Raw genomic sequence first — 19,852 nt, 5'->3', positions numbered from 1 at the left:
CATGTTCAAGCGTTTCCGATTTCGCACCGCCCGCACAAGCATGAAGCAGGTGCGACCGGCACAAGGGAGGCCAAGATGGACGGATTTACCCCGGAAACACAACTCGCACTCGTCTCCTTCCTCATCGCCATGGGGATCGGCGGACCCGTCGCACTGTTCGGAGCCGGCAATGTCTTCCAGGCCGGGCGGATCGTCGGCGGTTTCGCCCTGCGCCACCGCATGGTCACGGGGCTCGGTCTGAGCCTCGCCGGCGGTGCGGGCCTGATGGGGAGCGGCCTGCTGGGACTGCCGTTCTCGCTGCTGGGCAGCTGACGCTCAGGGCGCGTCCTCACCGGCACCGTCCGGACTGTGGACGAGGTCGAAACCGATCGACCGGCCGCCATAGTCGCCATGCTCATAGGTCTCGCTCTGGTCGTCGAACCATTTGACGAGATGCCCGTGCAATCGGCCGAACAATTCTTCCAGGTCGGCCTCCTCGAGCGGTAGCGGCAGATCGAACGTACTGCCATTGCGGATCGAGACTTCCACATGCTGACCCTTCTTCGCGCAGGTGACGACGAGCCGGACCCACTCGCCGGTCGTCGAGACCTTCACCGCCAGACCGAAGGCGATCGGCCCCAGCGGCAGAAAGCCGGTGCCGGAAACCGAGAAGGCCCCGCTGCCGTGCGGCTGGGGTGTCCAGGCCCCCTCCGGCGGTACCAGGAAGACGCAGACACCGCCCGGCGCACCGAGAAAGCGGCAGAAGCCGACGGAGATGTTCTCGGCCACATTGCGGATGATGGCGTAGTTTTCGAGGCTGAGCTTGCCATACCGCTCCGCCGCCGACGCCAGACTGCCGAAACGCGTCGTGTCGCTCATTTGTCACTCCCCTTGCGGTGCTCGCGCGGCTAGTCTGCCACGCGCCGCAGCGGGAGGGGAATCATGCGCAGCTCGACGATGACAATCATGCTGGCAGGAGGCGCCCTCCTGGCCATGTCGGGCTGCAATCCTGCGCCCGGCAATGCTTCCGACGCCTGGAATACGCTCGACGGCGACGCCCCTCTGGTCATTGCCCATCGCGGCGCGAGCGGCGAGCGCCCCGAACACACGCTCGAAGCCTACCGTCTCGCGATCGCACAGGGTGCCGACGTGATCGAACCGGACCTCGTCATGACGTCCGACGGTCATCTGGTCGTGCGCCATGACCACTACCTCTCGACATCCACCGATATTGCCGCACATCCGGAGTTCGCCGACCGCCGGCGCGTGATTGACGGCCGCGACGACTGGTGGGTGGAGGATTTCACGCTCGCCGAAATCCGCACCCTGCGCGCCGTCCAGCCCTGGCCGGACCGCTCCCAGGACTTCAACGGCCGGTTTCTCATCCCCACTTTCGAGGAGGTGCTCGATCTCGCCGCCGAGGCGGGCATCCGCACCGAACCGGAGGTGAAGGCGCCGGCCTATCTCGCTTCGGTCGACCTCGACCCGCTGCCGGAACTTGTCCGCATCCTGCGGGCACGCGGACTGGACGGGGCCGACGCGCCGACAGCCATCCAGTGCTTCGAGCCGGATTTCCTGCGGCGACTGAACGACGAAGTCGAGACGCCGCTGCTTATGCTCGTCTTCCCGTTACAGGAACTCGACCCGTTTGCGGACCCGCTCCAGCCGACGGTCTCGCTCGACGATGCCGCCGCCTTCGCCGACGGCGTCGGCCCCGCCAAGAGTCTGGTCATGGACGCGCGCGGCGCGTCGACGGGCTTTATCGAGGCGGCGCACGCGCGCGGGCTTGAAGTCCACCCTTGGACCTTCCGCGACGACCAGCCGGTCTCGGACGATATGGACATCACGGCGGAGCTGCAGGCCGTCTTCCGGATCGGGGCCGATGGCGTCTTCACCGATTTCCCAGCCACTGCCTTTGCTGTCCGCGAGTCGATGGCCGACGAATAAACCGGAGCACAGGCACAAAAAAAGACGGCGCGGACTTTCGTCCACGCCGTCTTCCTGTGTCGGTTTCAGACCGCCTTAGTCGGCGAGCTGAAGGTCGACCGCCTTCGGACCCTTACCGCGACGATCCGGTTCGGTTTCGAAAGAAACCTTCTGGCCGTCGCTGAGCCCCGGAAGGCCAGAAGCCTGGACAGCAGAGATGTGCACGAACACGTCATTGCCGCCCTCGTCCGGGGTGATAAAGCCAAAGCCTTTGCTTTGGTTGAAGAATTTGACCGTACCTGTGGCCATGGTGGGAACCTTCCCTGAATGCATGCCCCGCGTCCGGGCATAAGAAAGTGACGGCGCAAGCGTCCTGGCGCCGTAACGGACGTGGAAAGTCGGGGAAGGCTGAAGTCTAAGGGTCCGATGGTACCATTACATGCATAGACATGTGCCAGGCATCGGTAGGCGATCAGTATTCCGTCCGGCCTCCTTGGGCCGCCCGTCCGGGCTGTTATGCGCATGGATCAGGCGACAAATCAAATGAAACTCTTACGGCGTCGTTACGAAGCCGCAAAGGCGATCGAGAAAATTGACGGATGCGGAGCGGGACGCTTGACCTGGCGCGGCTTCCAACCGAGTTTCCGGCCATGCCCAGACGCCGTTTTCTCGACCGTACCCAGCGCCATCGCGAACAATCGCGCAAGACCGATCGCGGCTTCAACCCGGCCGGCATGATCCGTCTGGCCGGTTTCGGCGCTGCGCTCATCGTCTTCGTGGCCGTCTATATCGGTTTCGCGCGCCAGGGCGAGACCATTTACGACGGTCGCTGGGGCGTACTCCAGCGGCTGATCACGCCGCTCTTCCTGGGCATCAACGCGCTGGAACTGATCGTCATCCTGCTGGTCGGTTTCTTGGCCTGGCGGATCTGGCTTCGCATGCAGCGGCGCTGAGCCCGGGCACGGATTCCGCCGGCCCGTCTGATCTGCCCCCTAGCCACGCGGCATAGCGGGGGCTATGGGGCTAGGCGTCGGCAAGGATCAACGGGTAAGCCAGACGGAAGGACTTGGTCATGGGTGTGAAGATTGCGGTGTTCGGCGCTACGGGTGCGGTCGGCAAGGAAATGCTGACCATTCTCGCGGAGCGTCTCTTTCCGGCGGACGAAGTTTTCGCCCTGGCGAGCCGCAAATCCATGGGCGTGGAACTCTCCTATGGCGACAAGACGCTGAAATGCCAGAACGCCGAGAGCTTCGACTTCTCGAAAGTCGACCTCGTGCTCATGTCCGCAGGCGGCGACGTGTCGAAGGAATGGTCGCCGAAAATCGCCAAGGCGGGTGCCATCGTGGTCGACAATTCCTCGGCCTGGCGCATGGATCCGGAGGTTCCGCTCGTCGTGCCCGAGGTCAATCTCGATGCGCTCGACGGGATCAGGAAGGGCATCGTCGCCAATCCGAACTGCTCGACCATCCAGCTCATGGTCGCACTCAAGCCCATCCATGACCGCGTGGGCATCAAGCGCGTGAATTGCGCCACCTACCAGGCCGTTTCCGGCGCCGGACAGGCCGCCATGGACGAGCTCTGGACGCAAACCAAGGGCATTTACGTCAACGACCCGATCGAGCCGGACGCCTTCACCAAGCAGATCGCCTTCAACGTCATTCCGCATATCGACGTCTTCATGGAAGACGGTTCGACCAAGGAAGAATGGAAGATGGTGGTCGAGACCAAGAAAATCCTCGACCCGAAGGTCAAGCTGTTCGCGACCTGCGTCCGCGTTCCGGTCTTCGTGGGCCATTCCATCGCCACCCATCTCGAGCTCGAGAACCCGCTTTCGGCCGACGAGGCGCGCGACCTGCTGCGCGAGAGCCCGGGCCTGATGGTGATCGACAAGCACGAGGACGAGGGCTACGTCACGCCGGTCGAGAGCGTCGGCGAATTCGCCACCTTCGTCTCGCGCGTCCGCGAGGACCCGACCGTCGAAAACGGTCTGGCGCTCTGGGTCGTTTCCGACAATCTGCGCAAGGGTGCCGCCCTGAACGCCGTGCAGATTGCCGAAGGACTGCTCAACAAGGGCATCCTGAAGACCAGCTAGGCCACCCCCCCATCGACGCATGGCAGATCAGCACAAATAGCGGGTCGTCATCGACACCCGGGCTGCTTATGTGCGATGGACTGAAACCGTCGTCCGGAGCCCGCATGTCCAGCGACCCGTCTGCCATTATCCGCCGCTCCACGGCGATCGGACTGAGCGCCTATCTGATCTGGGGGCTTTCGCCGCTCTTCTTCCAGCTGCTCGATTTCGCCAGCGCCCTGGAAATCATCCTGCACCGCGTGGTGTGGGCCGTGCCGCTGCTCGCCGGCTCGCTTCTCGTCACCGGCAAGCTCGGCAGCGTGCTTGGCGCACTGAAGGATACGCGCACCCTGATCACCCTGGTGATCACCGCCGCGCTCATCTCGGTCAACTGGTGGGGTTTCATCTACGCGGTGAATTCCGGCCACGTCCTGCAGGCTTCGCTGGGCTATTACATCAACCCGCTGCTTTCGGTCGCGGTCGGTGTCGTGGTGCTGCGCGAACCGCTCGGTCCCTGGCGTATAGCAGCGATCTTCCTGGCGGCGCTGGGGGTGATGAACCAGATCATCACGGTCGGCGAAGTCCCGTGGATCTCGCTCCTGCTCGCGGTTTCCTTCACCTGCTACGGCTATCTCCGCAAGGTCGTCACGGCGGACGGTCGGGTCGGGCTGTTCTGGGAAACCAGCTTCCTCCTGCCCTTCGCCATCATCGGCCTGATCTGGCTGCAAGCCAGCGGACACGGGCATTTCACGGAAAGTCTGCGCCAGGCCCTTCTCCTCATGGCCGCCGGCGTGGTGACCGTGGTCCCGCTCCTGCTCTACATCATCGGCGCACGCGGGCTGCGGCTTTCGACCATGGGCGTGATGCAGTTCACCGCGCCGACCCTGCAATTCTTCATCGGCGTGCTCGGCGGAGAGGCCTTCACCACGGGCCACATGGTCACCTTCGTGCTGATCTGGGGCGGCGTGGCGACTTTTACCTGGAGCCAGTTCCGTCGCGACAAGGTACGCGCTGCCGCACCCGGAGAGGCCCGTTAAGACGGCGCGCCGGGCGCGCAGTTACCTGTAGATGTCTTGAAAGCAGGAGGGATCAGGGCCGGGGAGAGGTCAAGGGCGGCAAAGCCGCCGCACCGCGGTTACACCCTTGACCTCTCCCCGGCCCTGATCTGAAGTCTCGGCAAGACAATAATGGATTGATCCCGAAAACGTTTCGGGTCGAAAGGTCACCCGCATGTCCGAGTTTCCGCCCGCCCGGTCCATCCAGACCAACGGCATCACCCTCTCCGTCCATATCGCCGGACCGGAAGACGGCCAGCCCCTCCTCCTGGTGCATGGCTGGCCGGAGCTGGCTTATTCCTGGAAGAACCAGATCGGTGTGCTGGCCGCGGCAGGCTATCGCGTGATCGCACCCGACCTTCGCGGTTTCGGCGGGTCGGACCGGCCGGAAGCCGTGTCCGACTATGTCATGGACACGCTGATCGCCGACCTGACAGGCCTGCTCGATGCACTCGGGCATGAGAGCGCCGTCTGGGTCGGACACGACTGGGGCGGGATCATAACCTGGCACGCCGCCATGCTGGCGAAATCCCATGTGGCCGGCGTGATCGGGGTCAATACGCCTCACCTGCCCCGCGGCGCCGAACCGCCGACGCATTACTTCCGCGAGGTCGGCGGCGACGAGCATTACATCCTGCGCTTCCAGGAACCGGGCCTTGCCGAAAAGGTCTTCGAAGGCCGCGAGGACGATTTCTTCGCCTTCATGTTCGGCCGGCCGCCCAAGGCGAGCGAACTGGAAAGCCGTTTTCCCGACATCACCCATATTCCGCGCCTTTTCGAAAGCTTCAAGGGCCGCCCCGATGAGCGGATCGTCGTCCCGCCCGAAGATCGCAAGATCTATGCTGACGCCTATCGCAAATCGGGCTTTGCGGGCGGCATCAATCTCTACCGGAATTTCGATGCGAACTGGGAGCGCATGGGCGGCGTGGACCACCGCCTCGCCATGCCCTGCCTCATGGTGTCGGCCGAATGCGACTTCATGCTGCCGCCCAAGCTCGCCGGCTGGATGCCCGCCCTGTGCAAGGATTCCGAATTCGCCGTCATCGAGGGCTGCGGACACTGGACGATGTGGGAGGAGCCCGAACAGCTCAATGCTCACATGCTCGAATGGCTGCAGCGCCGCTTTCCGGCTGACGCGGAATAGGAAAATGCCTAGATTGACTGGAAACGATTCGAAAGCTGAGGCCTGAAGGGCGGGGCATGACCGAGCTGGACTGGCGCATAAATCCGGGCCGCAAGATCGCCACGCTGGAACTGCGCGAGGACTCAACCGTTGCCGACATGCAGAACGCGATCCGCCGCCTGCCCGATGTGCCTGGCTGGCAGAATGATTTCGACATAATCATCGAGATCCGGCCGGATGCGACGCTGGAAGACTTCACGGCCGACAATCTGGTCCAGCACAAGGATTTCATGCGCGTCTGGAACGCGGAAAACCGCAAGGGACACTCACCGCGAACCGCGCTGGTCTGTTCGGACGATCTCAAGCGCACCATTCCCAGCCTCTGGGAAGCGATGACACGGGCCGGCTGGATGACGGCGATCGGCGTTTTCGAGACGCGCGAAGCGGCCTATCGCTGGATCGCCGACAAATAGCGCCGGCACCGCAGCGGGTCGAAAAACTTGCTTCCGGTTGCAAAGCGCGATTTTCTTTCACCCGAGAGGAGAACGGCCTGCATCTGCGGGCTGCTTTTGGAGGGAAGACCATGCCAGTCGATGAACAGCCGCCCGAGGGCGGAGCGCGCGAAAGCGGCACGACCGTGTCCGTCAATCCGGACGATCGCGGCAATGCCAATCTGATCTACATTCTTTACCTGCTCAGCCTGGTGGTCGGCATTACCGGCCTCGTCGGCGTGATCATGGCCTACCTGGCCAAGGACAAGGCCCCGGACTGGCTCAAGAGCCACTATGTCAACCAGATCCACATTTTCTGGAAAGGCCTGGCCTATGTGGTGGTCGGTACGCTGCTGACCTTTGTCCTGATCGGTATTCTCGTCCTGCTCTGGGCGCTGATCTGGTACATCATCCAGGTCGTGAAGGGCATGCAGGCCCTGTCACGCGGAGAAACCGTCAAACCGGCCGGCTGGGGATTGTAGGCTCCGGCTCGGTCCGCATTCTGCAGACAATGACACATCGGCACCGCGGCAATCGCTGCGGTGCCGTTTTCATGAGACATTGCTTCAGCCGAGACACCGGTACACCGCCTCGATGATCCGCACGGGGCGCGGATCGCCGGCGAGGTGGTGCTGCTGGCGATTCATGACATAGGCACCCGACAGCCCCTTTACCGGATCGGCGAAGGCGCAGGACCCGCCCCATCCGGAATGCCCCACGGCCTCCGGTGTCGGACCGTAAAAGCCCGGCGTCGTATTGCGCATCACGCCGGCCCCCCAGGACAGCTCGAAGGGCAGGACCTTGTCCTCGCCGCGCACGCGTTCCTTGACGAGCTCTGCCAATGTCGCCTCCGAGATAAAGGGCTCGCCTTCGAGCCGGCCCTTGTCGGCATAGACGCTCATCAGGCGGACCAGAGCGCGGGCGGTCGAATGCGCATTGGCCGCCGGGAATTCCGCCCTGCGCCATTCGGTGGCGCCGCGGCGGCCCGGCGAGGACCAGGGCTTGAGGAAGGCCAGCTCGCGCATGCGGTTGGGCTCGCCCAGCTGCGGCACCTGTTTGGGCATGGCGTGTTCGGCGGTACGCGCATGCTCGCTTTCGTCCAGGCCGATATGGAAATCGATGTCGTGCGGCCCGCAGATATCCTCTCGGAGGATGGCCCCGACCGTTCGGCCGTCTGTGCGCCGCGCAAGAGCATCGACGATAAAGCCGAAGGTGACGGGGTGATAGCCCGAGCCCGTGCCCGGCTCCCAGAGCGGCGCCTGGCGCGCGAGCCGGTCCTCGATGAGGTCCGCATCGAACCAGTCGCCCGGATCCATTTCCTCGGCGATGCCCGACAGGCCGGCCTGGTGGGACAGCGCCTGGGCCACGGTCACCGCGCCTTTGCCCTCGGCCGCGAATTCCGGCCAGTAGCGGGCGACGGGCGTGTCGTAATCGAGCTTTCCCTGATCGACGAGGCGCGCCACGACCAGCGCCGCGATCGCCTTGCCGGTCGAGTAGACCGGGATCAGCGTATCGGCTTGCCAGTCGCGGGTTCTGGCCTTGTCCGCCCAGCCGCCATGAAGGTCGACGACGATTTCGTCGCCGAGGCGCAGCGCGAAGCCTGCGCCGAGCTCGTCATAATCGGTCCAGTTGGACAGAAAGGCATCGCGGACCGGCTCGAAGCCGGGCGCGACATGGCCGTGAATGGCAGGAGTTCGGGTATCGGTCATGCCGTCTGGCTAGCGCGAATGCAGCAGCGCAACAAGCCACGCCCTGCGGCTAGACCGCTTCGGCTTCGAAGCGCACGAGCGGCTCGTCGAAAACCGGTCTGCCCGCCACGACAGGCAGTTCGGTCGAGTGCCACTCATTGGCCCTCATGACGAGGCTCACCGTTACGGCAACCGCATATTCGAGCGCCGCCTTCGGCCCGGCACCCTCGACGAGCGCGCGCACGAAGGCTGCCGTCAGGACGTCTCCGGTCCCGTTCGGGGCCTTGGGCAGACGCTCGTGCGTGACCAGCCAGGCTTCCTCGCTATCGGCATACAGGACGCCGATCCTGCCGTGACGCGGCAGGGAAGAGACCAGAACCGGGCGGTCCATCGATCTCGCTGCGCGGACCATCGAGGCCAGATCGGTTAGCTGGCGGCCTGTGATATGGCCCAGCTCGAACGCATTCGGCGTAACCAGGTCCGCCCGGGAAATCAGCTGGTCCTTGATCGCCGCCGCGATCGGGGCCGGCACATAAAGACCGCCGGGCGAGTCTCCCATGATGGGGTCGACCACGACCATGGGTTCCCGGGCGAAAGCACGACGGCCTTTCTGGACCCGGCTGCCCTTGCGAACCACATCGATCACGGATGCCGTATCGAAGACCTGTCCGACATCGGCGAAATAGCCCGTCAGGACAACATCGACGATGTCCAGAAGCCCCTGATCGGCAATACCGGAGAGGACGGATTCGAACATGTCCTGCTCGACCGTCCCGCCTCCCGGATCGCCCCAGCCGGGGTGGCGCCCGTACAGCACGGTCGGCACCAGCATCGTGTCGATCCTGCCGGTATGGAGCACGCGCTCGCCCGCTCCGCCTCCGACCGAAGAGGCGGCAACGTGACTGGAAAGGATAAGGGCCAGCGGCATGTATTTCATGCTATATCGGTTTTCCCTTCGATCCCAAGACCTCATGGACCATCGCACCGATGCGACGCCTCATCCGTTCCGCACTCTTCGTTCCCGCTTCCAAACCGAGGGCGATCGAGAAAGCCGCCCATGTCGGCGCTGATCTTCTCATTCTCGACCTCGAGGACGCCGTCGGTCCCGACGAAAAGGAGGAGGCGCGCGAGCGGGTCGAGGAAGCGCTGGAGAGCTGGGATGTGTCGGGCGCGATCCGTGCCGTTCGCGTGAACGGTCGTGACACGGAATGGAATGACGGCGATATGCGCGTCGCCAGCCGGGCCGATGCGATCGTGCTGCCCAAGATCGACCAGGTCGGCGATCTTCACGCCGCTCGCGCCGCGCTCAACGCGCATGGCGCCTCGACGCCCATCTGGGCGATGGTCGAGACGCCGCGCTCGATCCTGAATATCGCCAGCATAGCCAGCGCGACCGGGACCGGTCTGAGCGGCCTCATCGCCGGCACGAATGATCTCTGCAAGGAGCTGAGATGCACGACCGCCGGCAACCGGCTTGCCCTGGTCGGGCATCTGGCGCAGATCGTCTGCGCCGCCAGGGCGAACGGGCTCTATGCGCTGGACGGGGTCTACAACCAGTTTCGCGACCCGAAGGGCTTCCGGGCCGAAGCCGAACAGGGCCGGACGCTCGGCTTCGACGGCAAATCCCTCATCCATCCCGGTCAGGTCGATCTGGCCCACCTGTATTTCGGTCCGACCCCGGCCGAGCTGGAACAGGCAGCCCGTATCGTCGCGGCTTTCGCGGATCCGGATAATGCCGGCAAGGGTGTGATTTCGCTCGATGGAAACATGGTCGAGCGGCTACATCTCGAGGCCGCGCGGGCCCTGCTCTCGGCCGGCGGAGACAATGACGGCTAGGCCTCCGGTGCACCCTCGGGCAGAATCAAACACAGATGAAATGCAGTCTGAAACTTGAGTTTGCGGTAGAAGACCCGCTTTCATGAAGCCAGTTGAAGGAAGAAAAATGAGCGACACGACGACCATCTGGCACAATCCGCGCTGTTCCAAATCCCGTCAGACCCTGGCCCTGCTCGAGGCCCGCGGCGGCGAACTGGAGGTGCGGAACTACATGGAAGACCTCCCGAGCGTGGCCGAACTCAAGGCCGTGATGAAGAAGCTCGGCTTCACCTCCGCGCATGAATGGCTGCGCAAGAACGAGGCGATCTATCGCGAGCTCGGCCTGAAGGCGATCGAGGACGAGGAGGCGCTTTTCGAAGCGATGTCGCAGCACCCCAAGCTGATCGAGCGCCCCGTCGTGATCCACGGCGACACCGCCATGATCGGCCGGCCGCCGGAACAGGTGTTGGAGCTTTTCTGATCATTGTGACCGGACCCTTCCGGAAACGCTGCGCGCGCTAGCCCCCCACGAATTTCGCCACGCGGGCGCCGAGATTCATCAGTTTCACGAGCGTCTTCTGGGGGATTTTGCGAACCTGACCGTACCAGTCGGTCAGGTTGGTGACGAAGCTCTCCATCCGCTCGAGCCGTTCGGTGACGAGGGCCGGCGTGTCCGGGTCCGCCTTCGCGTCGGCCGCACATTCGCGCAGGATTTCGATCGTGGGATCGATCTCGCGCTGCTTGCGGGCCTCGGCGATGGCCATGAGCATGTCCCAGGGTTCGTGCGACGCGGTGAAGTGATCGCGCCGGTCGCCCATGACGTGCTCGCGCTTCACCAGCCCCAGCGTCTGCAGCTCCTTCAGGGAGTTGGACACGTTCGAGCGGGCGATGTGGAGCGTTTCCGTGATTTCCTCGGCGTGGAGCGGATCCTCGGCGAGATAGAGCAGGGCGTGAATCTGCGCAATGGAGCGATTGACGCCCCAGCGCGCGCCCATTTCTCCCCAATGGAGGACGAAACGCTGCATGGGACCGGAGAGTTTCATCGGATCGCTTTCTGTAATTTCTGTGCCTACAGAAATATCCGTATTCGAGCGGAATGCCATGTGACGGCGCGCCGCACTGCTTGCAGCCGGTCGATCACGCGCTGCGGGCATTCTGCGGAAGGCCGGACATTCCGTCGACGGCGAGATCGGATGCTTCAAGGCTCTCCCGGATCGCCTTGCCCAGCTGGATCGCCTCGTCCGCACGCGCCGACCCTTTCCGCCAGGCGACGCCGATTTCACGACCGGCGACCGGCGGATCGAAAGGACGCACGACAAGACCCATGCGATCGACAAGGCCTGCCTCGACCGCCATACGGGGCAAGAGCGTCGCGCCCAGGCCCGACTTCACCATCTGAACAAGCGTGTGAAGACTGGTCGCCGCGAAGTCGGAGCGGGCACTGCCCATGGAGCAGGCCGCCAGGGCATGGTCGCGCAGACAGTGTCCGTCCTCGAGCAGAAGCAGGGGTTCTCCGGTCAGATCGCCCGGGGTGAGACGAGACTTCTCCGCCAGGGCGTGGTCGGACGTACAGGCGAAGAGAAACTCGTCGGACCAGATCGGCGTCGTCTCGATCATCGGCGCCTCATAGGGCAGGGCGACCAGAGCCGCATCGATGCGGCGGTCGCGCAATGCGTCATAGAGACGATTGGTCAGGTCCTCGCGCAGGAAAAGCTCCAGATCGGGATAGGCGTCGCGCAGGGCCGGAAGCACGCGAGGCAGCAGGAAGGGCGCGATCGTCGGAATGACGCCCAGCTTGAAAGGCCCGGCGAGCGGTTCGCCGGCGGCCTGCGCTGCGATAACGAGATCCTCGGCCTCGGTCATGACCCGGCGCGCCCGCTCGAGCACCGTGTCGCCTGCCGGTGTAAGCGCCGCACCGCGCGCACCGCGTTCCACGAGGATTGTACCCAGGTTGGTCTCGAGTTCCTTGATCGCAGCCGAAAGCGTGGGCTGGGTCACAAAAACCGCCTCCGCCGCGCGAGAGAAACTTCCGTGCTCGGCAAGGGCGATCAGGAACTGCAATTGTCGGAGTGTGGGAAGCTGTGCCATGGGTATTGATAATACCTATGGCTTCACTAAAAACAATCCATTGGATTTATTTTTTCGACGGCGCCATACCGCCGTCATCATCAGGGCGGCCCCCGGGTTCGCCCCCACAAAAATGGAGAGTTACATGCTGGGTATCGGCGACAAGCTGCCGGATTTCGAAGTCGTTGGCGTCAAGCCGGGTTTCAACGCGCACGAAGAGAATGGCGAGTCGGCCTTCGAGCCGATCACGCAGGACAGCTTTGACGGCAAGTGGAAGGTCATCGTCTTCTACCCGAAGGACTTCACCTTCGTCTGCCCGACCGAGATCGTCGCCTTCGACAACCTCGCCGAAGAGTTCGCCGATCGCGACGCCATCGTCATGACCGGCTCCACCGACAACGAGTTCTGCAAGCTGGCCTGGCGCCGCGAGCATCCGGACCTGGACAAGCTGGGTCACTGGCAGTTCGCCGACACGACCGGCTCGCTGGTCGACAGCCTGGGCATCCGTTCCCCGGAAGGCGTGGCCTACCGCTACACCTACATCGTCGACGATGAGGGTACGATCCAGCACGTCTATGCGACCAATCTCAATGTCGGCCGCAACCCGGAAGACACGCTGCGCGTCCTCGACGCCCTGCAGACGGACGAACTCTGCCCGTGCAACCGCGCGGTCGGCGGCGACACGATCGCGGCCTAAGCAAGTCCCTGTCTGACGGCTCGTCCCTCCAGCCGACCGTCAGTGCCCCGGAGCCGTCCCTCGGATGTGTGACGCACATGGCTCCGGGGCATTTTATTGCCCGAACCAAGAATTGCGAATCAATCGCATACAGGAAAGGAGCCTCCCCGATGAGCATCGACACGCTCAAGAGCCAGCTGCCCGACTACGCCAAGGACCTCAAGCTGAACCTGTCTTCCCTGGCGCGCGAAACCGAACTCGACGACCAGAAGAAATGGGGCACTTTCCTCGCTGTCGCCCATGCGGCCGGCGACAAGACGACCTATGACGCCATCCTGGAAGATGCGCAGGCCCAGCTCAGCCCGGAAGCACTCAATGCCGCGAAGGCCGCCTCGGCGATCATGGGCATGAACAATGTCTATTATCGCTTCCTGCATCTCTCGAAGAACAAGGAATACGGCACGCTGCCGGCCAAGCTGCGCATGAACACACTGGCCAATCCGGGCGTCGACAAGGCCGATTTCGAGCTCTGGTCCCTCGCCGTGTCCGCCATCAATGGCTGCGGCCTGTGCATCGACAGCCACGAAGCCGAACTGCGCAAGCACGGACTCACCACGGCGCAGATACAAACGGCCGTTCGCATCGCGGCGACCGTCAATGCGGTGGCCCATGTGATGATGGCTGAGGCCTGAATTGAGGTAGCAGGTCGACTTTCACAGGTTTCGTTAATTTACGAAATGCCCGGCTCGCGCCTCGAACTCATTGAAATACGGAACCTCTAGGCAGCTTTCCACAACCGGTTGCGCTGAACTAGAAGTTCCGTATAATGAGCGTATGTCGATGATAGATCATACGCTCGACCCGCTACCCAGGCGGGCAACACGGACCGACCACGACTCGCGTGGCGGCCGCACCTGGTTTTCACGTGACACGATGAACCGGGCGCAGCACTTCGCCGATGTCAGCTGGGCGTCGGTCCTCCGGCCCGTTCTGATCAGCGCTGTGATCGCTTTCACCGGACTGGTGCTCGCTCCGGGCACGCTGCCGGCCTTCATGATGCTGGGCGGCGTCGCCGGCCTCGTGCTGACCCTGCCCTGCGTCGTCCGCAAGGCGCTCTACACGCCGAAGCGCCGCTAGCCTCTCACCCCCGAGATTGACCCGGCCCCGACACGCACTAGTGTGCGGGCATCAATGACGCCTGCCGAAAACGGCAGATCGGGGAGAGGGGTCCGTCATGAAGTGGTGGTTCGGAATCAAACTCTGGCAGCGTGTTCTGGGTGCTCTGGTACTGGGTGTCCTGTTCGGCTTCGCGCTGTCCGGGATCATGGGCCAGGAGGCCGCGACGGCCTTTATCGACCAGTATATCCGGCCAGTCGGACTGCTCTTCATCAACCTGATCCGAATGATGATCGTCCCGCTCATTTTCTCGACCCTGGTCGCGGGCGTCATCGCCATGGGCAATCCGGCCAAGCTGGGCTCGCTCGGCCTCAAGACCTTCGCGCTCTATTTCGTCACCACGATTTTCGCCAATGTGATCGGGCTGACCTTCGGTACGATCATGCGTCCCGGCGTAGGTGCCGATCTGGGCGGCGTCGAGGCCGTCGCAGTCTCACGTGAAGCGCCCTCGCTCGCCGAGCGTCTGATCGCGATCGTTCCGGACAATCCGGTCGCAGCCCTAGCCGACGGCGACGTGCTGGCGATCATCTTCTTCTCGCTCCTCGTCGGTGTCGGCATCATCGCCACCGGCAAGGCGGGCAAGCCGATGGGCGATCTCTTCAACTCGGCGTCCGACGTCATCCTGAAGATCACCCATTACGTAATGGAAGTCGCGCCTTTCGGCGTCTTCGCGCTGGTCTCCTACACCGCCGTCAGCCAGGGCCTGGAAGCGCTGCAGTCCATCCTGACCCTGATCGTGGCCGTCTATGTGGGCCTCTTCGTCCACGCCGTGATCACTTACGGCCTGCTGATCCGAGTCATTCTGAATCTGCCGGTGGTCCGTTTCTTCCGCGGCATGACCGACGCCATCGCCGTCGCCTATTCGACAGCCTCGTCCTCGGCCACGCTGCCGGTGACGATCACGGCCGCCTCGGACAATCTCGGCGTCAAGAAGTCAGTCGCCGGTTCCGTCCTGCCACTGGGCTCCACCATCAATATGGACGGCACGGCGCTCTATCTCGGCATCCTCGCGCTCTTCACCGCCCAGGCATTCGGCTACGAGCTGACCCTGGTCAATTACGTGATGATCGCCTTCACGGCGGCCATCGTCTCGATCGGCGCGGCCGGCATTCCGTCCGCCTCGCTCTTCCTGCTGGCCATCGTGCTGGAGACCTTCGGCGTGACGCCGGAGCACACGGCCATCATCGTCGGCTTCATCCTGCCGGTGGACCGCATCATGGACATGGCCCGTACGGCCGTGAACGTGACCGGCGACGCCGCCGTCGCGACCGCCGTCGCCAAATGGGAAGGCGAACTCGACGAGGAAACCTTCAGGACGCCGGCAACGATCTAGACCGGCACCTCATACGGAAAACCGAAAGGCTCGCTTCGGCGGGCCTTTCTTTTTTTCGCAAGGAAGTGATCCGGCCCGGCGCGCCGGGCGTAGGCGGTTATGTCCCTGACGAAGAGGAGGTGACCGCCCTCCATGAAACGCCTCCTTCTTCTCACCCCTGCCCTGGTCCTGACCGCCCTCATATTCCACGCGGTCAGGGCCGGGGATTTCTCTTCCGCGGGCACCTGGCTGACGAGCGACCCCTGGGGCGTGGTGACCCTGTTCGACCTCTATTTCGGTTTCATTCTCTGCGCCGTCGTGATTGCGGCGACCGAGCGGAAAATCCTCCCCGGCGTGTTCTGGATCACACCCGTCTTCGTGCTCGGAAATGTATGGACGGCACTGTGGTTCGTCATTCGCGGTCGGCGCCTGTTCGACCGGTTGCGCGAGAAAGCCACAATTTGAAGCGAATTTATTCCGCATTAAGGATCAAACGCATTGAACCGGCCCGAGTAAGTTTTCGTTAAGCGGAACAGCGCTGAATCGACGGTCAAGACAAAGGCGGGAATCGCCACGGTCCGACGCCCGGTCAACGGACATCTGTTCGTCAACGGACATTCGTTCAACGACCGCAGCCAAGGGAGGAAAAGGATGTCTCATTCAGCAAGCGGACTGCGCGTGCTCGCCAAGACAGCCATTCTCTGGCTGACCGTGATCCTGCTGTTCGCCTCGGCTTATGGTGCGCTGCTCTCGTCCCGGCCCAGCGGACCCACCCTGACCTTCAGTTCGGCTCACCACGATCCAGTCCCGACCGTCGTTGCCGACACCGTACAGGTCACTTACGACGCTTCGGGCGAATAGCCCCGAAGCGCTGGCGAAGGACCCGGCCGCCGCACGAACGGCCGGGTCCGGCCACCCCCGGGTGAGCGCCCGATGAGCCCCCGTCAAGCGATCGTTCGCCTCACTGCGCTTGACTCTTTTCCACACCGCGCGTAAACGCCCGCCTTCATCATGCAAGCGTGAAAGCTTGTCTTACCGGCACATCCGTCCCAACTGACGGGGGAGGTCGGCGAGAACCCTGCTCGGCGAAGGTTTCGCTCAGCGGGGCTGAATTGCTTTGCCTGATGGGTCTGCGCTCCGGCCAACGGCGCGCGGCAAAAGGAATGACGAGGAAGACGAACGCATGTTCGACGCACTGACAGAACGACTTGGCGGCGTATTCGACAAGCTCACCGGCCGCGGTGTGCTGTCGGAAAAAGACGTCGATGCGGCCCTGCGGGAAATCCGCGTGGCGCTGCTCGAGGCCGATGTCGCCCTGCCGGTCGTCAAGGACGCCGTCTCGAAGATCCGCGAGCGCGCCGTCGGCGAAGACGTGATCCGCGCCGTGGCTCCGGGCCAGCAGGTCGTCAAGATCGTCCATGACGCGCTGGTCGAACTGCTTGGCGGCGACGGCGAGCCGGTCGGGCTCTCTCTGGAAGGCGAACCGCCGATCGCCATCCTGATGGCCGGCCTGCAGGGCTCGGGCAAGACGACGACCTCGGCCAAGCTCGCCAAGCGCATCCAGGAAATTCACAAGAAGAAGGTCCTGCTGGCCTCGCTCGACACCCGCCGTCCGGCCGCGATGGAGCAGCTGCAGCAGCTGGCGGGCCAGATCGACGTCGCCTTCCTGCCCATCGTGCCGAACCAGCGCGCCGTGGACATCGCCAAGCGCGCCATGACCTCGGGCAAGCTGCAGGGCTTCGACGTCGTCATCCTCGACACCGCCGGCCGCACCTCGATCGACGAGGACATGATGGCCGAGGCAAAGGCCATCTCCGACGCGACCCGTCCGCACGAGACCCTGCTGGTCGCCGACGCGCTGACCGGCCAGGACGCGGTGGAGACCGCCAAGCGCTTCAATGAACGCCTGCCGCTCACCGGTCTCGTCCTGACCCGGATGGACGGCGACGGCCGCGGCGGTGCGGCGCTTTCCATGCGCCACGTCACCGGCCTGCCGATCAAGTTTCTCGGCGTGTCGGAAAAGCCGGACGGGCTCGACGCCTTCGACGCCACGCGCCTGGCCGGCCGCATTCTCGGCCGCGGCGACATCGTCTCGCTCGTCGAGAAAGCCGCCCAGGACGTCGACCAGGAAAAAGCCGCCCGCATGGCCAAGAAGATGGCCAAGGGCAAGTTCGATCTCGACGACCTGCGCGAACAGTTCGGCCAGCTCAAGAAGATGGGCGGCCTCGGCGGGATCATGGGCATGCTGCCGGGCATGAACAAGGCGGCGAAATCCCAGATGGCTGCCGCCGGCATGGACGACAAGATGCTGACCCGTCAGGAAGCCATCATCCAGTCCATGACGAAGCAGGAGCGCGCCAAGCCGGAAATCCTCAAGGCCTCGCGCAAGAAGCGGATTGCGGCCGGTTCCGGCGTCACCGTGGCCGATGTGAACAAGCTCCTGAAGATGCACCGCCAGATGGCGGACATGATGAAGAAGATGAACAAGAAGGGCCGTGGCGGCCTGGCCGGCATGATGGGCGGGATGGGCGGTATGCCCCCCGGCGGCATGCCCGGCATGAATCCGGCCGATATGGGCCAGGCGACGCAGGACCTGCTGGGCGGCAAGGCGCCCGGCGGCGGCCAGCTCCCCGGCCTCGGCAGTTCCGGTTCCAGCAATTCCGGCAGCCTTCCGGGCCTGGGCGGCGGGCTTGGTCCCGACGGCCTGCCCCGCGGCCTGCCGAAAAAGTAATCGCGTTATTCAAAGACCAAACTGAAGGAAATACCCGATGTCTCTGAAAATCCGTCTCGCCCGTGGTGGCGCCAAGAAGCGTCCCTACTACCGCATCGTCGTCGCCGACAGCCGTTCGCCGCGCGACGGCCGCTTCATCGAGAAGATCGGTTCGTACAACCCGATGCTCCCGAAGGGCTCCGAGCGCGTCCAGATCGACATGGAAAAGGCGAAGGCCTGGATCGCCAAGGGCGCCAAGCCGAGCGACCGTGTCGGCCGCTTCATCCACGAGATCGAAGCCGACGCCTGGAAGTGGGAGCGCGGCAACAACCCGCAGAAGGCCGAGCCGGGCCAGAAAGCCAAGGAGCTCGCCGCCGAGCGCGCCGAGAAGGAAGAAGCCAAGAAGGCTGCTGAAGCTGAAGCCAAGGCCGAAGCCGAAGCTCCGGCCGCCGAAGAAGCTCCGGCCGAGGAAGCCCCGGCTGAAGAGGCTGCTGCCGAAGAAGAAAAGTCCGAATAGGACTGTCGAATCGAGGCGGGCCCTGGCGCCCGCCTCTTTTCTCTCGGCGCACAAGGCTGCCCGCATGACCGATACCGCCGACGATCTCGTCTTCATTGCCGCCATTGCCGGCGCGCATGGCGTAAAGGGCGAGTGCAAGGTGAAGAGCTTTGCCGGCGAGCCGGCCGCCGCCTTCGCCTACGGGCCCTTTCTCGACGAGAACGGCCAGACCCTGCTGACGCCGAAAACCTGGCGCCCGGTCAAGGACGGCTTCATCGTCCGCTTTACCGAGCCCATGACCCGCGAACAGGCCCAGGCCCGGCGCGGCACCAAGCTCTATATCCCCCGCTCGGCCCTGCCCGGGCTGGAGGAAGACGAATTCTACCATGCCGACTTGATCGGCCTGCCCGTCCAGGGCCTCGACGGTTCGCCCATGGGTACGCTCAAGGCGATCCATGATTTCGGCTCCGGCGACCTCCTGGAAATCTCCGGCACCCCGGACCGCAAGGGCAGCTGGATGCTCCCCTTCACCCGCGACTTCGTCCCGCATGTCTCCGTCACCGACGGCGTGATCACGATCGATCCGCCGGAAGAAGTGGGCAGCAAAGCCGAGGAAGAGGCGGGCGAGTAGGCTCAGCCCCATCTTGCCGGCACGCAGATTTGCATGCCATGGTTGCGAGGAAGGGGAACACAATGATCGGAATTCTGATTGGTCTCGCCGTGTTTGGGGAGCCCTCCGCTATTGCACACTGCCAGATCCGGATCGATCGCGACGAAGACTGGAACCGCCGGCATCTCGCCGAATGCCCGGAGGACGCGCCCGACAGCGGCGCGCTCACCAGTGCCGCCACACAATTCCTGTCCGAACTTTCCGACAACCTCCTCTCACGCCATCTGCCGCACGAACGCGAACTTGTTTTCTATTATGTCGACGGCGCATGGACACGGAACCGAACCTTCTATCGCCACTCGGTTGCCCGCTACCCGACAAGCGGGCTTGAGCGTCGCCTTGCCGGCGTCTGCCGTGTAGCCGGCCAGATTGCGCCAGATGGCCGCCCGCTGGAAATCGAGGCGGAATGCGCCACCTCGCGACGGCGCGAAACGGGTGAGTATTTTGGCGGAAACAGCTTCGAGCGCGAGGCACTGGAAGCTTATGAGCGCTGGCGCTACGAGCCTTGGCCTACTCAGACCGAGGAGGCGACCTGCTTCGTGTTCGCGATCCGTGACGGCGCCACACGGGATGATGTCGAGGATGCGCCCTGCTGAC

The 19,852-nt window shown here is 63.9% G+C and carries 26 protein-coding genes; 20 read left to right on the top strand and 6 right to left on the bottom strand.

What is annotated here, in order from left to right; genetic code table 11:
• Window positions 1-75 precede the first annotated feature (75 nt).
• On the top strand, window positions 76-312 hold the full coding sequence (locus AC13HB_RS11940; RefSeq protein ID WP_482949989.1) for a hypothetical protein: 237 nt from the start codon (window positions 76-78) through the stop codon (window positions 310-312).
• A 3-nt stretch (window positions 313-315) separates the two neighbouring features.
• On the opposite strand, the gene AC13HB_RS11935 is transcribed toward AC13HB_RS11940, so the two are convergent.
• Window positions 316-858 carry a hypothetical protein gene (locus tag AC13HB_RS11935; protein ID WP_482949988.1) on the bottom strand — a complete coding sequence of 181 codons (543 nt, stop codon included), beginning with the start codon at window positions 856-858 and terminating at the stop codon, window positions 316-318.
• A 63-nt stretch (window positions 859-921) separates the two neighbouring features.
• Between AC13HB_RS11935 and AC13HB_RS11930 the strand changes: the two genes are divergently transcribed.
• Window positions 922-1,926, top strand: a complete 1,005-nt coding sequence (locus tag AC13HB_RS11930) for a glycerophosphodiester phosphodiesterase family protein (RefSeq protein WP_482949987.1) — start codon at window positions 922-924, stop codon at window positions 1,924-1,926.
• Window positions 1,927-2,001: 75 nt separating this feature from the next.
• On the opposite strand, the gene AC13HB_RS11925 is transcribed toward AC13HB_RS11930, so the two are convergent.
• Window positions 2,002-2,214 (bottom strand): cold-shock protein, encoded by a 213-nt coding sequence (locus AC13HB_RS11925; RefSeq protein ID WP_482949986.1) that lies wholly within the window; start codon window positions 2,212-2,214, stop codon window positions 2,002-2,004.
• Between the two features lie 341 nt (window positions 2,215-2,555).
• Between AC13HB_RS11925 and AC13HB_RS11920 the strand changes: the two genes are divergently transcribed.
• From AC13HB_RS11920 to AC13HB_RS11895, 6 genes are all read left to right on the top strand, one after another.
• Window positions 2,556-2,858 (top strand): hypothetical protein, encoded by a 303-nt coding sequence (locus tag AC13HB_RS11920; RefSeq protein WP_482949985.1) that lies wholly within the window; start codon window positions 2,556-2,558, stop codon window positions 2,856-2,858.
• A gap of 119 nt (window positions 2,859-2,977) precedes the next feature.
• Complete coding sequence (locus AC13HB_RS11915; RefSeq protein ID WP_482949984.1) at window positions 2,978-3,997, top strand: aspartate-semialdehyde dehydrogenase; 1,020 nt, start codon at window positions 2,978-2,980, stop codon at window positions 3,995-3,997.
• A 104-nt stretch (window positions 3,998-4,101) separates the two neighbouring features.
• Window positions 4,102-5,013, top strand: a complete 912-nt coding sequence (gene rarD, locus AC13HB_RS11910; RefSeq protein WP_482949983.1) for an EamA family transporter RarD — start codon at window positions 4,102-4,104, stop codon at window positions 5,011-5,013.
• A 193-nt stretch (window positions 5,014-5,206) separates the two neighbouring features.
• Window positions 5,207-6,175 (top strand): alpha/beta fold hydrolase, encoded by a 969-nt coding sequence (locus AC13HB_RS11905; protein ID WP_482949982.1) that lies wholly within the window; start codon window positions 5,207-5,209, stop codon window positions 6,173-6,175.
• Window positions 6,176-6,231: 56 nt separating this feature from the next.
• On the top strand, window positions 6,232-6,627 hold the full coding sequence (locus tag AC13HB_RS11900; RefSeq protein WP_482949981.1) for a hypothetical protein: 396 nt from the start codon (window positions 6,232-6,234) through the stop codon (window positions 6,625-6,627).
• Window positions 6,628-6,737: 110 nt separating this feature from the next.
• Window positions 6,738-7,127, top strand: coding sequence for a DUF4870 family protein (locus tag AC13HB_RS11895; protein ID WP_482949980.1), 390 nt, complete (start codon window positions 6,738-6,740; stop codon window positions 7,125-7,127).
• A gap of 84 nt (window positions 7,128-7,211) precedes the next feature.
• Here the strand turns inward: AC13HB_RS11895 and AC13HB_RS11890 are convergent, their stop codons facing one another.
• Together AC13HB_RS11890 and AC13HB_RS11885 are read right to left on the bottom strand one after the other, a co-directional pair.
• On the bottom strand, window positions 7,212-8,354 hold the full coding sequence (locus tag AC13HB_RS11890) for a serine hydrolase domain-containing protein (RefSeq protein ID WP_482949979.1): 1,143 nt from the start codon (window positions 8,352-8,354) through the stop codon (window positions 7,212-7,214).
• A 49-nt stretch (window positions 8,355-8,403) separates the two neighbouring features.
• Window positions 8,404-9,270, bottom strand: a complete 867-nt coding sequence (locus AC13HB_RS11885; protein ID WP_482949978.1) for a PfkB family carbohydrate kinase — start codon at window positions 9,268-9,270, stop codon at window positions 8,404-8,406.
• A 50-nt stretch (window positions 9,271-9,320) separates the two neighbouring features.
• Here AC13HB_RS11885 and AC13HB_RS11880 point away from each other — a divergent pair, with 50 nt between their 5' ends.
• Together AC13HB_RS11880 and arsC are read left to right on the top strand one after the other, a co-directional pair.
• Window positions 9,321-10,169: an HpcH/HpaI aldolase/citrate lyase family protein gene (locus AC13HB_RS11880; RefSeq protein WP_482949977.1), complete on the top strand. Its 849-nt coding sequence runs from the start codon at window positions 9,321-9,323 to the stop codon at window positions 10,167-10,169.
• A gap of 106 nt (window positions 10,170-10,275) precedes the next feature.
• A complete protein-coding gene (gene arsC / locus AC13HB_RS11875; RefSeq protein WP_482949976.1) occupies window positions 10,276-10,629 on the top strand; it encodes an arsenate reductase (glutaredoxin) in 354 nt (117 codons plus the stop codon).
• Window positions 10,630-10,666: 37 nt separating this feature from the next.
• Here the strand turns inward: arsC and AC13HB_RS11870 are convergent, their stop codons facing one another.
• On the bottom strand, window positions 10,667-11,191 hold the full coding sequence (locus tag AC13HB_RS11870; protein ID WP_482949975.1) for a GbsR/MarR family transcriptional regulator: 525 nt from the start codon (window positions 11,189-11,191) through the stop codon (window positions 10,667-10,669).
• A gap of 94 nt (window positions 11,192-11,285) precedes the next feature.
• Entirely contained in the window at window positions 11,286-12,236 is a 951-nt protein-coding gene (locus tag AC13HB_RS11865; RefSeq protein WP_482949974.1) for a hydrogen peroxide-inducible genes activator, read from the bottom strand.
• A gap of 124 nt (window positions 12,237-12,360) precedes the next feature.
• Between AC13HB_RS11865 and AC13HB_RS11860 the strand changes: the two genes are divergently transcribed.
• The 10 genes from AC13HB_RS11860 to AC13HB_RS11815 all read left to right on the top strand — a co-directional run bounded on the left by AC13HB_RS11860 (window position 12,361) and on the right by AC13HB_RS11815 (window position 19,851).
• Window positions 12,361-12,912 (top strand): peroxiredoxin, encoded by a 552-nt coding sequence (locus AC13HB_RS11860; protein ID WP_482949973.1) that lies wholly within the window; start codon window positions 12,361-12,363, stop codon window positions 12,910-12,912.
• Window positions 12,913-13,061: 149 nt separating this feature from the next.
• Complete coding sequence (ahpD, locus tag AC13HB_RS11855; protein WP_482949972.1) at window positions 13,062-13,583, top strand: alkylhydroperoxidase, AhpD family; 522 nt, start codon at window positions 13,062-13,064, stop codon at window positions 13,581-13,583.
• Between the two features lie 148 nt (window positions 13,584-13,731).
• The gene (locus AC13HB_RS11850; RefSeq protein WP_482949971.1) at window positions 13,732-14,028 is read left to right on the top strand and encodes a hypothetical protein; all 297 of its coding nucleotides are present in this window, start codon (window positions 13,732-13,734) and stop codon (window positions 14,026-14,028) included.
• Between the two features lie 97 nt (window positions 14,029-14,125).
• Window positions 14,126-15,400, top strand: coding sequence for a dicarboxylate/amino acid:cation symporter (locus AC13HB_RS11845; protein WP_482949970.1), 1,275 nt, complete (start codon window positions 14,126-14,128; stop codon window positions 15,398-15,400).
• Between the two features lie 132 nt (window positions 15,401-15,532).
• Window positions 15,533-15,844 (top strand): hypothetical protein, encoded by a 312-nt coding sequence (locus AC13HB_RS11840; RefSeq protein ID WP_482949969.1) that lies wholly within the window; start codon window positions 15,533-15,535, stop codon window positions 15,842-15,844.
• Window positions 15,845-16,030: 186 nt separating this feature from the next.
• A complete protein-coding gene (locus AC13HB_RS11835; protein WP_482949968.1) occupies window positions 16,031-16,240 on the top strand; it encodes a hypothetical protein in 210 nt (69 codons plus the stop codon).
• Window positions 16,241-16,562: 322 nt separating this feature from the next.
• Complete coding sequence (ffh, locus tag AC13HB_RS11830) at window positions 16,563-18,110, top strand: signal recognition particle protein (protein ID WP_482949967.1); 1,548 nt, start codon at window positions 16,563-16,565, stop codon at window positions 18,108-18,110.
• A gap of 37 nt (window positions 18,111-18,147) precedes the next feature.
• Window positions 18,148-18,606 (top strand): 30S ribosomal protein S16, encoded by a 459-nt coding sequence (gene rpsP, locus AC13HB_RS11825; RefSeq protein ID WP_482949966.1) that lies wholly within the window; start codon window positions 18,148-18,150, stop codon window positions 18,604-18,606.
• Between the two features lie 64 nt (window positions 18,607-18,670).
• Window positions 18,671-19,216: a ribosome maturation factor RimM gene (gene rimM / locus AC13HB_RS11820; protein ID WP_482949965.1), complete on the top strand. Its 546-nt coding sequence runs from the start codon at window positions 18,671-18,673 to the stop codon at window positions 19,214-19,216.
• A gap of 62 nt (window positions 19,217-19,278) precedes the next feature.
• Complete coding sequence (locus AC13HB_RS11815; RefSeq protein WP_482949964.1) at window positions 19,279-19,851, top strand: energy transducer TonB; 573 nt, start codon at window positions 19,279-19,281, stop codon at window positions 19,849-19,851.
• Window position 19,852: the final 1 nt, after the last annotated feature.

Source organism: Maricaulis sp. B-26 (assembly GCF_056857855.1).
Note: the sequence above shows the minus strand (reverse complement) of the source record. Positions and strands in the feature narration are given on the sequence as shown.